Genomic DNA, 12,690 nt, shown 5'->3' with positions numbered 1-12,690 from the left:
AGGGATCCATGGGAGCGTTCTCCATCACCCGTGCAGCCCATGCGGAGCTTTGCGTCACGGATCTGGAGCGAGCCCGAGACTTCTATGTGGAGGCCCTGGGGTTTGTGGAAGTCGCCCGGGAGAAGGATCGCCTCTACCTGGGCGGCTTGGAGGAGCGCGATCGCTACAGCCTGATCCTCAAGAAGGCGGACAGCCCGGGAGTCACCCATTTGGCGTTCCGTGTTGCGGACCCGGCGGACCTCGATCGCCTGGCCGATTTATATGCCCGGGCCGGGTGTCCCATCCGTTGGCTGGCCCCCGAGGAGGAGGAGGCCGGCCAGGGGCGGGCCCTTCGCGTGCAGGATCCCACCGGCCTCCCCATCGAGTTCTTCCATCAGATCGACCAGCGGGAGCGGCTGCTGCAACGCTTCGACCTCTATCGGGGCGCCCACATCATGCGCCTGGACCACTTCAACTGCCAGGTCCCCAACGTCCAGGAGGCCTACGATTGGTGGACGGGGGCGCTGGGCTTCTACTGCTCGGAATACACGGTGACCGAGGAGGATCCGCCCCGGCTGTGGGCGGCGTGGCTCCACCGCAAGCAGAACGTCCACGACATCGCCCTGATGAATGGGATCGGCCCTCGCCTCCATCATATCGGCTTCTGGGTGGCCGACACCCAGAGCGTGTTGCGCGCATGTGACATCCTGGCCGCCCGGGGGATGGGCGGGGCGATCGAGCGCGGCCCCGGCCGCCACGGCCTGAGCAACGCCTTCTTCCTCTACCTCCGGGATCCAGACGGCAACCGCATCGAGCTCTACACGAACGACTACATCATCCCGGATCCCGACTGGGAGCCCATCCGCTGGTCGATCAATGATCCGCGCCGGGCCACTTTCTGGGGCCACATCCCGCCCCGATCGTGGTTCGAAGAGGCCTCTCGGGTGGCTCACATCCTCACCGGGGAGTGGATACCGGTGCGGGAGCCCGTGCTCGCGGATCGCCCGGTGTTCGTGACCTGAGACCTCTGTTCGGCGGGCAACAATGGTGCGTCGACAGGAGATATTCCAGGAGGGATTGACCATCGCCTGGGAAGAAGGCGGCGCCCGCGAGGGACCGCCCATGCTGCTGCTCCACAACGCCTGCAGCACCTTCCGGGCCACATGGGGACGAGCACTGGAGCCCCTAAAGGCGCGCTTTTATCTCATCGGGCCGGACCTGCGGGGGCATGGGGGAAGCACCAACCCCAGCGGACGTCTCGACCTGCGGGAGATGGCCGATGACATGGCCAAGCTGCTCGATCACCTAAGGATCCCGGCCGTCCATCTGATGGCCTTCAGCGGGGGGGCCTCCACCGCCCTCTATCTGGCGACCCGCCATCCAGCGCGGGTTCGCTCCATGGTGCTCATCGGCAGCCACTACACGGTGCGGAACCTGCGCACCCGAGGGGATGGCTTCTGGGATCCGGAGCGGATCCGCCGGGAAGAGCCCGCCTGGTGGGCGGCGATGATGCGCTGGCACGGCTCCGAGGAGCGGGTCCGGATGCTCCTGCGCGGCTGGCAGGAGGAGGATCGCCACCGGCCGGACTTCCGGCCTGAGGACCTCCAGGCCATCCGCGTCCCCACCCTGCTGCTCATCGGTGAGAACGACCCTATTACACCGATCGAGCAAACCGTGGAAATGGCCCGCTGGATCCCTCATGCTCATCTGGTGATCTTCCCGGCGGCCGGCCACGACCTCATTCGGGAACGCTTCGAGGCCTTCTTGGAGACCGTGCATGCCTTCTGGGACGAACTGGGGATCCCCCGGGGCAGTCAGGGGGCTCTCCCCGATGGCCCCTGAAAGGTGGGCAAAAGGAAACGCACGGGCATGGCTCTGGAATCGTGACCCTCCCCCGCGGAGGGGCATGGATTCCCATGAGCGACTGCCCGGGATTGAGCAAATCCGTATCGGGAAAGGAGGAGCCCATGGCGGTGCAGGCGAAGCCGATGTATTGGAATGAGGAGATGGAAACCATGCCGCGGGACCAGCTGGAGCGGCTCCAGCTGGAGCGCCTCCAGCGCATCGTAGACTACGTCTATCATCGGGTCCCACACTACCGGCGGAAGATGGACGAGGCCGGGGTGAAACCATCGGACATCCGGCACCTGCAGGACATTGTGAAGCTCCCCTTCACCTCCAAGGCCGATCTGCGGGAAACGTATCCCTTCGGCATGTTCGCCGTGCCACTCCATCAGGTGATCCGCATCCATGCCTCCTCGGGGACCACTGGGAAGCCAACGGTCGTCGGCTACACCCGCAACGACCTGGAGGTGTGGGCGGAGGTGTGCGCCCGGTGCCTAGTGCTCTCCGGCGCGCGACCGGGGGAGGTGTTCCAGAACGCCTATGGCTACGGCCTCTTCACCGGCGGCCTGGGGATGCACTATGGGGCGGAGAAGCTGGGGATGGTCGTGGTGCCGGTCTCGGGCGGCAACACCAGCCGCCAGCTGATGATCCTCAAGGATTTTGGAACCCACGTGATGGCGTGCACGCCATCCTACGCCCTGGTCATCGCCGACGCGCTCCTGGCGAACGGTTACCGGCGGGGCGACCTCAACCTGCGAGTGTTCATCCTGGGCGCTGAACCATGGACCGAGGGGATGCGCCGGGAGATCGAGGAGAAACTGGGGGTCCATGCGGTGAATATCTACGGCCTGAGCGAGGTCATCGGCCCCGGCGTCTCCAACGAGTGCCTCGAGGCCAAGAACGGCTCCCATATCTTTGAGGACCACTTCCTGGTGGAGGTCATCGACCCGGCCACCGGCGAGCCAGTCCCGCCCGGGACGGTGGGGGAGCTGGTCTTTACCACGCTCACCAAGGAGGCCATGCCGGTGATCCGCTATCGGACCGGGGATCTGGCCTCCATCGATCCGACCCCTTGCGTCTGCGGGCGGACCTTTGTGCGCATGTCCCGCGTGCTCGGGCGCACGGATGACATGCTGGTCATCCGCGGGGTGAACGTGTTCCCCTCCCAGGTGGAGGCGGCGCTGGTGGGCCTGCCTCATCTGGCGCCCCACTATCAGCTGGTGGTTACCCGGGAGGGCCGCCTGGACCAGCTGGAGGTGAAGGTGGAGGTCACCGAGGCGTTCTTCCGCGAGGTCGGGGGGGAACTGCTGGCCGGGGAGGTGTTCGAGAGCGTGGAGGCCGTACAGCGCCTGCGGGAGAAGGTGAACCGCACCCTGGATGAGGCCTTGGGCCTTCACGTGAACGTGACCCTGGTCCCGCCTAACACCCTGCCCCGGAGCGAAGGCGGGAAGCTCCGGCGGGTGGTGGACATGCGGCCGAAGGATGCATAAGGGGACTGGAGGGACCATGGGCGATCCCTTCATGAACGCCCTGGGCCTGGAGGCGGAGATCCCGGAGCCCGGGCGGGCTCGAGTATGGGGATGGGTGCGCCCAGAGCACCTCAACCAGCACGGCACCGCCCATGGCGGCTTCCTGTATACCCTGGCGGATGCCGCCTTCGCCCTGGCCTCGAACTCCCACGGGGTCCCTGCCGTCGCCCTCTCCACTCATATGGAATACCTGAGGCCGGTCCAAGCGGGGGAGCGGGTGGAAGCAGTGGCCGAGGAGATCTATCGCGGCCGTCGGGCAGCCCTCTATCGGGTGGAGGTGCGGCGGGATGGGGAGCTGGTGGCTGTGTTCACCGGATGGGTTCACCGGTTCGCGGAGTAGGGCAACGGTAGGGCGACGGCTTGCCGTTGCCCGACTCCGCAATCATGGAGATGGCCGCCATAGCCGCCTCCCAACGTCGACGTCCGGCCCCGGCAAGCCGTTCCCTACGATGTCCCTTCCTCCCACGAGGCCAGGTAACGCTCCTGCTCCGGGGTGAGCTGGTCGATCCGAATCCCCAAGGTCTCCAGCTTCAGCCGGGCCACCGCCTGATCGATCTCCCGGGGCACCGGATAGACCTGGCGCTCCAGGGCGCGGCCGTGGCGGACCAGGTATTCCACCGAGAGGGCTTGGTTGGCGAAGGACATGTCCATCACAGCGCTGGGATGGCCTTCCGCGGCGGCCAGGTTCACCAGCCGCCCCTCGGCCAGAAGGTAGATCCGGCGCCCGTCCTTCAGGGTGTATTCCTCCACGAACTCCCGCACCCGCCGCGGCTCCCCGACGCTCATCTCCCGCAGGGCCGGGATGTGGATCTCCACATTGAAATGCCCCGCGTTGGCCAAGATGGCCCCGTCCTTCATCACCTCAAAGTGCGGACGGTCCAGGATGTGGATATTGCCGGTGGCCGTGATGAAGAGATCCCCTTCCCGCGCCGCTTCCATCATCGGGAGCACCCGGAAGCCGTCCATCGCCGCCTCCAGGGCCCGCAGGGGATCCACTTCGGTGACGATGACATGAGCGCCCATCCCCCGGGCCCGCATGGCGATCCCCCGGCCGCACCAGCCGTAGCCGGCCACCACCACCACGCGCCCGGCCAGGAGGATGTTCGTGGCCCGCAGGATGCCGTCGATGGTGGACTGGCCAGTGCCGTATCGGTTATCGAAGAGGTGCTTGGTCAGGGCGTCGTTAACGGCGATGATGGGGTAAGCCAGCACGCCCTCCCGGGCCATGGCCCGCAGGCGGATCACTCCGGTGGTGGTTTCCTCAGTGCCCCCCAGGATCTCCGCCATCCATCCCGGGCGCTCCTTGTGGAGCATGCTCACCAGATCCGCCCCGTCATCCATGGTGAGATGCGGACGATGGGCGAGGCACGACCGGATGTGGCGATAGTAAGTCTCTGTATCCTCCCCCTTGATGGCGAAAACCGGGACCTCGAAGAAGTGCACCAGGGCAGCGGCCACATCGTCCTGGGTGCTGAGGGGATTGCTGGCGCACAGGGCCACCTCCGCCCCGCCGGCCTGCAGCGCCCGAACCAGATTGGCAGTCTCAGCGGTGACATGCAGGCAGGCGGAGATGCGGATCCCATCGAGGGGGCGCTCGCGCGCAAATCGCTCCCGGATCCGCCGCAGCACAGGCATCTCTCGATCCGCCCACTCCATCCGCCGCAGCCCTTGCTCCGCCAGGGAGAGGTCCTTGATGTCAAACGGTTTGCCGTTCATCCATGCCTCCACAGGAAAGAGTTCAAAAAGACCCATCCCCCTATTGTATCGCCATCGCTCCGACGGAGAAGGAACCCCGGCTCCCCTTCGAGATGCGGAGAGCACCGCAAGCGTCCACCCACAGGGCTTGCGCGGAGGGGGTAGACCCTTCCGCTCTCCTCTTGTTGAACTTTCGGGGCCGGGCCGTGATAGGATGGAGAATAGGATCCGGGGATGAGGAGGATCAGCGATGACGGCGGAGCTCATCGTGATCGGCGGGGGGCTGGCGGGATCGGAGGCGGCATGGCAGGCCGCCCAGCGGGGCATCCGCGTCCGGCTGTATGAGATGCGACCCTATCGGCTCACGCCCGCCCACACCACCGGATGGCTGGCGGAGATCATCTGCTCAAACTCCCTGGGTTCGGACGAGCTGGAGAACGCTTCAGGGTTGCTCAAGGCGGAGCTGCGGCGCCTGGGCTCGCTGCTGATGGCCTGCGCCGACCGCACCGCCGTGCCCGCCGGCAAGGCCCTGGCCGTCGACCGGGAGCTCTTCGCCCGCTGCGTGACGGAGCACATCGAAAGCCACCCCCGCATCACGGTCATCCGGGAAGAGATGGTGGAGGTCCCGGATCGGCCATGCATCATCGCCACTGGGCCGCTCACCTCGGACGCGCTGGCCGCCGCGATCCAGCGCCTGACCGGCCAGGAATATCTTTACTTCTACGACGCCATCTCGCCCATCGTGGCTGCCGACTCCATCGATATGACCATCTGCTTTAAGGGCTCCCGGTATGGCCGGGGCCAGGAGCCCGATGGGGATTACATCAACTGCCCGATGACGAAAGAAGAATACGAAGCCTTTGTGGACGCCCTGATCCATGCGGAGACGATCGAATTACGGGATTTCGAGCGGGAGGACCCACGGTTCTTCGAGGCCTGCCTGCCCATCGAGGTGTTGGCGAAGCGGGGACGCGACGCCTTGGCCTATGGCCCGCTCCGGCCCACAGGCCTGATCGACCCCCGCACCGGCCGCCCGCCCTATGCGGTGGTCCAGCTGCGTCGGGACAACCGGGCGGGGACGCTGTATAGCATGGTGGGGTTCCAGACTAACCTCAAGTGGCCGGAGCAGCGGCGGGTGTTCCGCATGATCCCGGGCCTGCAGAACGCGGAGTTCCTGCGCTACGGCCAGATGCACCGGAACACCTACATCAACGCACCAGCCCTGCTGGAGCCGACCATGCAGTTCCGGGGGCGACCGGACCTCTTCTTCGCCGGCCAGATCACCGGCGCGGAGGGCTATGTGGGGAACATCGCCACCGGGCTGGTGGCCGGGGTGAACGCCGCCCGCCTGCTGAAGGGCCAGCCACCGCTGGTCTTCCCGATCACCACGATGATCGGGGCCCTGTGCGACTACCTGGCCCACGCGGACCCCCGGGATTTCCAGCCGATGAAGGCGAACTTCGGGCTGCTACCGCCACTGGATCGGCCGGTGCGGGACAAGCGGGCGCGGGCCCTGGCCTATGCTCAGCGCGCCTTGGAGGATCTGGAGCGCTTCTGGGCGGAAAGCGGAGAGGGCTACCCCATGTAGCGCATGGATCCCCTTCACCGGGGAAGCTCTGGGGGAGCCCTGTCGACCGCGCCCCTCATGAGCCCGGATGTCGTCATGGATCGTCAGCAACGCAAGCAGCGTCTCCTCCCGCGCCTTCCGGTAATAGGGGATGAACCGTCTTCCCTCGCTCTGGAGATACCCAAAGGAGGCCTGCCGCCTTTCCGCGATCCGATAGGCGGCCAGGATCATTGTTTTCGTGCCGCTCTAGGATGAAATGGACGCTCCGGGTTTGGGCCATGGCCTCCGCCGCCCGGGCCAGGATCTCCGCAGGGGGAAGCGCCGGGGCCGGCTCCGGGCGTCGGCAGTGGATCCGCGCATCGCGGGATTTCTGCCCTCTGGACCCCCATTATCGGTGCGAAGGCCTCCATTCCCTGTAATACTCCTGGAGGCTTTTCACCGTGAAGGCGCGTTCCCGCATGGCCCGGATGGCCTGGACGGCAGCCGCGGCCGCGGAGAGGGTGGTGAGCAGCGGCACGCCATATCGCACCGCTGCCTGGCGGATCCGCATGCCGTCCGTATAGGCTCGCGGGCCCAGAGGTGTGTTCAGGATGAGCTGCACTCGCCCCTCCCGAATAGCGTCGACCACGTGGGGGGAGCCCTCGCTGACTTTGTGGACCACTTCCACCGGGAGCCCCACCCGCCGTAGCGCCTCCGCCGTCCCCCGGGTGGCCATCAGCTGGAAGCCCAGCCGGTGGAAATCCCGGGCGATCTTCAGCACGCTCCCCTTGTCGAAATCGTTCACCGAAAGCAGGACCGCCCCGCTCAGCGGCAGCGCGTCCCCGGCCGCCATCTCCGCCTTGGCAAAGGCATGGCCGAAGGTCTCCGCCCAGCCCATCACCTCCCCGGTGGATTTCATCTCCGGACCCAGAATGGCATCCGACCCCGGCAGCTTCCGGAAGGGCAGCACCGCCTCTTTCACGAAGAATGCCCGGACCTCGGGGGAGCGGGTGAAGCCGATCTCCTCCAGGGATTGCCCCAGCATCACGCGGGTGGCGATCCGCGCCAGGGGAACGCCAGTGGCCTTGCTGATGAAGGGGACGGTGCGGGAGGCCCGCGGGTTAGCTTCCAGGACGTAGACGATGTCGTCCTTGATGGCGAACTGGATGTTAATCAGCCCCCGCACCCCCATGGCCAGGGCGATCCGCTCGGTGTATTCCTCGATGATCTGAAGGTGGTAGCGGGAGATTTTATAAGGGGGAAGCACACAGGCGGAATCCCCTGAATGCACCCCCGCCTCCTCGATATGCTGAAGGATGCCCCCGATGACCACCCGCTTCCCATCGGCCACGGCATCCACTTCCGCCTCGTAAGCATCTTCGAGGAACCGATCGATCAGCACCGGGCGCTCCGGCGAGACCCAGACCGCTTCCTCCATATAGGCCTTCAGGGTTTCTTCATCGTAGCAGATGGCCATCGCCCGCCCGCCCAGCACATAGCTGGGCCGGACCAGCACGGGGTAACCGATGCGCGCGGCGACCGCCAGGGCTTCCGGGATCGAGCTCGCCGTCCCGTGCTCCGGTTGCGGGATATCCAGATCCCGCAGCAGGGCGCTGAAGCGGCCCCGATCCTCCGCCAGATCGATGGCGTCGGGGGAGGTGCCCAGGATGGGCACTCCTGCCCGATGCAGCGGGAGGGTGAGATGGAGCGCCGTCTGCCCGCCGAATTGCACAATGACGCCGAGGGGCCGTTCCCGTTCGACGATGTTCAGCACATCCTCCAGAGTCAGCGGCTCGAAATACAGGCGGTCCGAGGTATCATAGTCCGTGCTCACTGTCTCCGGGTTGGAGTTCACCATGATCGATTCGATCCCCATCTCCCGCAGGGCAAAGGCCGCCTGACAGCAGCTATAATCGAACTCGATCCCCTGCCCGATTCGGTTCGGCCCGCTGCCGACGATCACCACCTTGGGGCGATCCGTGGGAGGCGCCTCGTCGCCTTCCTCATAATGGCTGTAAAGGTAAGGCGTATAGGCCTCGAACTCCGCGGCGCAGGTGTCCACCTGGGCGTAGCGCGGGCGGATGCCCGCCGCCTCCCGGCGCTGCCGGACCTCTCCCTCGGTGCAGCCCCAGAGGGCGGCCAGCTGGGCGTCGGAGAATCCCTCGCGCTTGGCCTGGCGGAGCAACGCGGCCGGCACCGTCGTTAACGTGTAGCGGCGCAGCTCCCGCTCCCGCTCCACCAGCTCCGCCATCTGGACGACGAACCAGGGATCATAACCGGTCAGGGCGCTGATCTCTTCAACGGACATGCCCTCCATGAGGGCATCGTGGACCGCCCGCAGACGCTCCGGGTTCGGGCAGGCCAGGACGGCCCGTAGATCCCCCGGCCGCCGCTCCGGAGGGAACCCCTCGAAACCCTTCGCCCCGATTTCCAGCCCCCGCATCGCCTTCTGGAGCGCCTCCTTAAAGGTGCGCCCGATGGCCATCACCTCCCCCACGGATTTCATCTGGGGTCCCAAGGTGGGATCCGCACCGGGGAATTTCTCGAAGGCCCAGCGAGGGATCTTCACCACCACGTAGTCGATGGCCGGCTCGAAGGCAGCCACAGTGCGCCGCGTGATCTCATTGCGGATCTCATCCAGGGTGTAGCCTACAGCCAAGAGGGCCGCTATCTTCGCGATGGGGAAGCCCGTGGCCTTGGAGGCCAGGGCGGAGGAGCGGGAGACCCGCGGGTTCATCTCGATGACCCGCATCCGGCCGTCCCGGGGGTTCACCGCGAACTGGACGTTGGAGCCGCCCGTCTCCACCCCTACTGCGCTCATCACTGCCCGTGCCCAATCCCGCATCCGCTGATATTCCTTGTCGGTGAGGGTCTGGGCGGGTGCCACGGTGATGGAATCCCCGGTGTGCACGCCCATCGGATCCAGGTTCTCGATGGCACACACCACCACGAAGTTGTCGTGGCGGTCGCGCATGACCTCCAGCTCGAACTCTTTCCATCCCAGGAGCGATTCCTCGATCAGGGCGGAGCCCACGGGGCTGAGGCGCAGGGCGAGATCCACCCGGTCGATCAGCTCCTCCCGGGAACGAGCGATGCCGGCCCCAGTGCCGCCCAGGGTGAAGGAAGGGCGGATCAGCACCGGATAGCCCGTGCCCTCCGCGAACTCCACCGCCTCCTCTACCGAACGGGCCAGGATGCTGTGGGGAACCTCCAGCCCCGCCCGCCCCATCGCCTCCTTGAACGCCAGGCGATCCTCCGCGATCCGGATCGCCCGGGGCGAAGCGCCGATCAGCTCCACGCCGTAGCGCACGAGCACGCCGCTTTCGTAAAGGGCCATCGCCAGGTTCAACGCAGTCTGCCCGCCCAGGGTAGGGAGCAACGCGTCCGGCCGCTCCCGGGCGATGATCTGCTCCAGGATCTCCAGCGTCAGGGGCTCGATGTAGGTGGCGTCCGCGAACTCCGGATCTGTCATGATCGTGGCCGGGTTCGAGTTCACCAGGATCACCCGATAGCCCTCCCGCCGCAGGGCCTTGAGGGCCTGGGTTCCCGAGTAATCGAACTCGGCCGCCTGGCCGATCACAATAGGTCCCGAACCGATCACCAGGATGGAGCGGATATCCGTCCGTCGCGGCATTCCCGATCGATCTCCCAATTGAAGTCGCGCAGCGGTCCGCTTCAACGGGGATTTCCGGGGCTTAGCCGGGCGCCTTCAACTCTGAACCTCGTTCAGCGCCTCTTGCGCCGATCGTCCAGAGGCCAGGGCTGGCGGATCTCCTCCGCCCGATGCTCATCGGCCAGCCGTTCATCAGCCATCATACGCTTACCCGCCTCCACGATCGCTTCCTCCGTTTGCCCTGGATCAATGGGCAATCGGAGAGGGAAACCCATGGCCTAACCCTTCCCGGATTCCCCCAGCCCCTTCACCCACTGATCGAACAACGGATCCGCATCGTGGGGGCCGGGGTTCGCCTCCGGATGGTATTGCACCGAGAACACCGGCCGGTCCCGCAACGCCAGGCCCTCCACTGTCCCGTCGTTCAGGTTCACGTGGGTGATGATCGCCCGCTGAGGATCGATCGTATCCGGATCCACCGCGTAATTGTGGTTCTGGGCGGTGATCCGCACCCGCCCGGTGGCCTCCTCTCGAACGGGGTGGTTGCTCCCATGATGGCCGAAGGGAAGCTTATACGTGCGAGCGCCAATGGCCTGGGCGATCAACTGATGGCCCAAACAGATCCCAAAGATAGGGATCCTGGCCTCCAGCAACTGGCGCACCGTCTCGACAATCCCGGGAAGCCCGGCCGGATCGCCCGGGCCGTTGGAGAGGACAATGCCATCGGGCTGCAGGCGGAGCACCTCCCCGGCGGGCGTATCCGCGGGCACCACCGTGACCCGACACCCCCGGTCCACCAGCCGGCGGAGGATGGAACGCTTGACCCCGAAGTCATATACGACGACATGGCGCCGTGGGTGGGGATCCGGATTGAACCCGTGGGGCTGCCAGCAGCCGGAGCCTTCGCTCCATTCATACGGCGCGGAACAGGTCACCTCCCGCACCATATCCCGACCCTCCAGGCCTTCCCAGGAGCGGGCCATCTCCACCAGGGCCTCTGGATCCGCACCTTCCTCTGTGGAGAGAGCGCCTTTCATCGCTCCCCGGGTGCGGATCAGACGGGTGAGCGCCCGGGTGTCGACCTCGCTCAACCCCGGGATGCCATGGCGAGCCAGATAATTCCCCAGGCTCTCCGCCGCCCGCCAGTTCGATGCCACGGGGCTCAGGGCGCGGACGATGAAGGCGGTGACCTGGGGGCGATCGCTTTCCACATCCTCCGCATTCACCCCCACGTTCCCGATCTGAGTGCACGTCATCACCACCATCTGGCCGCGGTAGGAGGGATCCGTGAGGATCTCCTGGTAGCCCGTCATCGCGGTGTTGAACACCACCTCGCCGACCACGGTCGCACGGGCCCCAAAGGCCCGGCCGACGAAGACCGTCCCATCCTCCAGCGCCAGGATCCCTCGCATCCCGCCCGCCTCCGACAGGGATACATTTGAGGCGGAATCTTAAACGGGCCCTGCCCGGTTGTCAAGGGGCTTATCGCGAATACGATGGAGGGTTGGAAGAGGGTTTCCCGGAGCCCATGGGATTGTGGCCCCGCCTCCAGGCGCGCATCGAGGCCTCTTCTCGCGCAACGGCTGTGAGCCAGAGGTGGAGTTTGTAACCCGCGGAGGGGAAGGCGATCGCAGTGGTCACCCTGGGGCGCGGTGACATCCGCCCGATGCAAAAGGGAGAGATTTTGCCCGTGCGAACGCTGGCCACAGGATGAATTGGATCCCCGAAGCGTCCGGTCTCTTCCCGAATGCTTTCCCCGCGCCAACCGCCTCGCTTCCCCGCATAACGCCACGCTGGACCGGGAAAACTTGACGAACCCCCCGGCTCCCTCTATGCTGAGTGAGTGCTCACTTCATGGGAGGCTCCGATGGTATCCCAGATGGCCGGGGAAGCACGGCGAGCGCAGATCCTGGAGGCGGCGGCGCAGATCTTCGCCCGGCACGGGTTCCGGGGGGCCACCACCCGGGCCATCGCCCGGGCGGCCGGAGTGGCCGAGGGGACGATTTTCCGATACTTTCCGACCAAACGACATCTGCTCCTAGCGCTGTTCGAGGCCTTCGTCATCCGGCCGATCCAACAGCAGCTCCAGACGCTGGAGACCATGGACCCCCGGGAGTGGCTGGAGGCGTTCCTCGTGGAGCGCCTGACGGCGATGCGCGCCCGCCTTCCCCTGATGCAGGCCTTGTATCAGGAAATCCGAACGGACGAGGCTGTGCGTCAGATGTTTGTGGAACAGATCGCCCGGCCCTTCCTGGAACAGGTGCAGGCGCTGCTGGCCGACGTGTTGCCGCAACGCCAGCGCCCATTCCATCCCACCCTCATCCTGTGGGCGATCTGGGGAGCCCTCCATGGGGTGACCATCTTTGGCATGGAAATGGACCCTGGCCTGGCGGCCCTTCCCCCCGAGCAGATCGCCCGGGAGCTGACGGCGCTGTTCCTGTGGGGGCTGGAAGGCCATTCTGATGAACATGCCCAGAGGTGAA

The 12,690-nt window shown here is 66.1% G+C and carries 10 protein-coding genes; 6 read left to right on the top strand and 4 right to left on the bottom strand.

Annotated elements, in window-relative coordinates; all coding sequences use genetic code 11:
• The first annotated feature begins 8 nt into the window (after nt 1–8).
• The 4 genes from hpaD to paaI all read left to right on the top strand — a co-directional run bounded on the left by hpaD (nt 9) and on the right by paaI (nt 3,693).
• Nucleotides 9–1,001 carry a 3,4-dihydroxyphenylacetate 2,3-dioxygenase gene (hpaD, locus tag ACFMO3_RS02755; RefSeq protein WP_376788906.1) on the top strand — a complete coding sequence of 331 codons (993 nt, stop codon included), beginning with the start codon at nt 9–11 and terminating at the stop codon, nt 999–1,001.
• A 22-nt stretch (nt 1,002–1,023) separates the two neighbouring features.
• Complete coding sequence (locus tag ACFMO3_RS02750) at nt 1,024–1,821, top strand: alpha/beta fold hydrolase (protein ID WP_376788905.1); 798 nt, start codon at nt 1,024–1,026, stop codon at nt 1,819–1,821.
• A gap of 125 nt (nt 1,822–1,946) precedes the next feature.
• Nucleotides 1,947–3,314: a phenylacetate--CoA ligase family protein gene (locus ACFMO3_RS02745; protein ID WP_376788904.1), complete on the top strand. Its 1,368-nt coding sequence runs from the start codon at nt 1,947–1,949 to the stop codon at nt 3,312–3,314.
• A gap of 16 nt (nt 3,315–3,330) precedes the next feature.
• Nucleotides 3,331–3,693, top strand: a complete 363-nt coding sequence (gene paaI, locus ACFMO3_RS02740) for a hydroxyphenylacetyl-CoA thioesterase PaaI (protein WP_376788903.1) — start codon at nt 3,331–3,333, stop codon at nt 3,691–3,693.
• Between the two features lie 104 nt (nt 3,694–3,797).
• Here paaI and ahcY read toward each other — a convergent pair whose 3' ends face one another.
• A complete protein-coding gene (ahcY, locus tag ACFMO3_RS02735; protein ID WP_376788902.1) occupies nt 3,798–5,069 on the bottom strand; it encodes an adenosylhomocysteinase in 1,272 nt (423 codons plus the stop codon).
• 229 nt (nt 5,070–5,298) lie between these two features.
• On the opposite strand from ahcY, the gene trmFO reads away from it, so the two are divergent.
• Complete coding sequence (gene trmFO / locus ACFMO3_RS02730; protein WP_376788901.1) at nt 5,299–6,636, top strand: methylenetetrahydrofolate--tRNA-(uracil(54)-C(5))-methyltransferase (FADH(2)-oxidizing) TrmFO; 1,338 nt, start codon at nt 5,299–5,301, stop codon at nt 6,634–6,636.
• Nucleotides 6,637–7,003: 367 nt separating this feature from the next.
• Here the strand turns inward: trmFO and carB are convergent, their stop codons facing one another.
• The 3 genes from carB to carA all read right to left on the bottom strand — a co-directional run bounded on the left by carB (nt 7,004) and on the right by carA (nt 11,619).
• Nucleotides 7,004–10,228 (bottom strand): carbamoyl-phosphate synthase large subunit, encoded by a 3,225-nt coding sequence (gene carB / locus ACFMO3_RS02725; protein WP_376788900.1) that lies wholly within the window; start codon nt 10,226–10,228, stop codon nt 7,004–7,006.
• Nucleotides 10,229–10,320: 92 nt separating this feature from the next.
• Entirely contained in the window at nt 10,321–10,482 is a 162-nt protein-coding gene (locus tag ACFMO3_RS02720) for a hypothetical protein (RefSeq protein WP_376788899.1), read from the bottom strand.
• 3 nt (nt 10,483–10,485) lie between these two features.
• Entirely contained in the window at nt 10,486–11,619 is a 1,134-nt protein-coding gene (gene carA, locus ACFMO3_RS02715) for a glutamine-hydrolyzing carbamoyl-phosphate synthase small subunit (protein ID WP_376788898.1), read from the bottom strand.
• 455 nt (nt 11,620–12,074) lie between these two features.
• Between carA and ACFMO3_RS02710 the strand changes: the two genes are divergently transcribed.
• Complete coding sequence (locus ACFMO3_RS02710; RefSeq protein ID WP_376788897.1) at nt 12,075–12,689, top strand: TetR/AcrR family transcriptional regulator; 615 nt, start codon at nt 12,075–12,077, stop codon at nt 12,687–12,689.
• Nucleotide 12,690: the final 1 nt, after the last annotated feature.

Origin of the sequence: Thermoflexus sp. (assembly GCF_042408815.1) — a bacterium.
Lineage (GTDB): Bacteria > Chloroflexota > Anaerolineae > Thermoflexales > Thermoflexaceae > Thermoflexus.
Note: the sequence above shows the minus strand (reverse complement) of the source record. Positions and strands in the feature narration are given on the sequence as shown.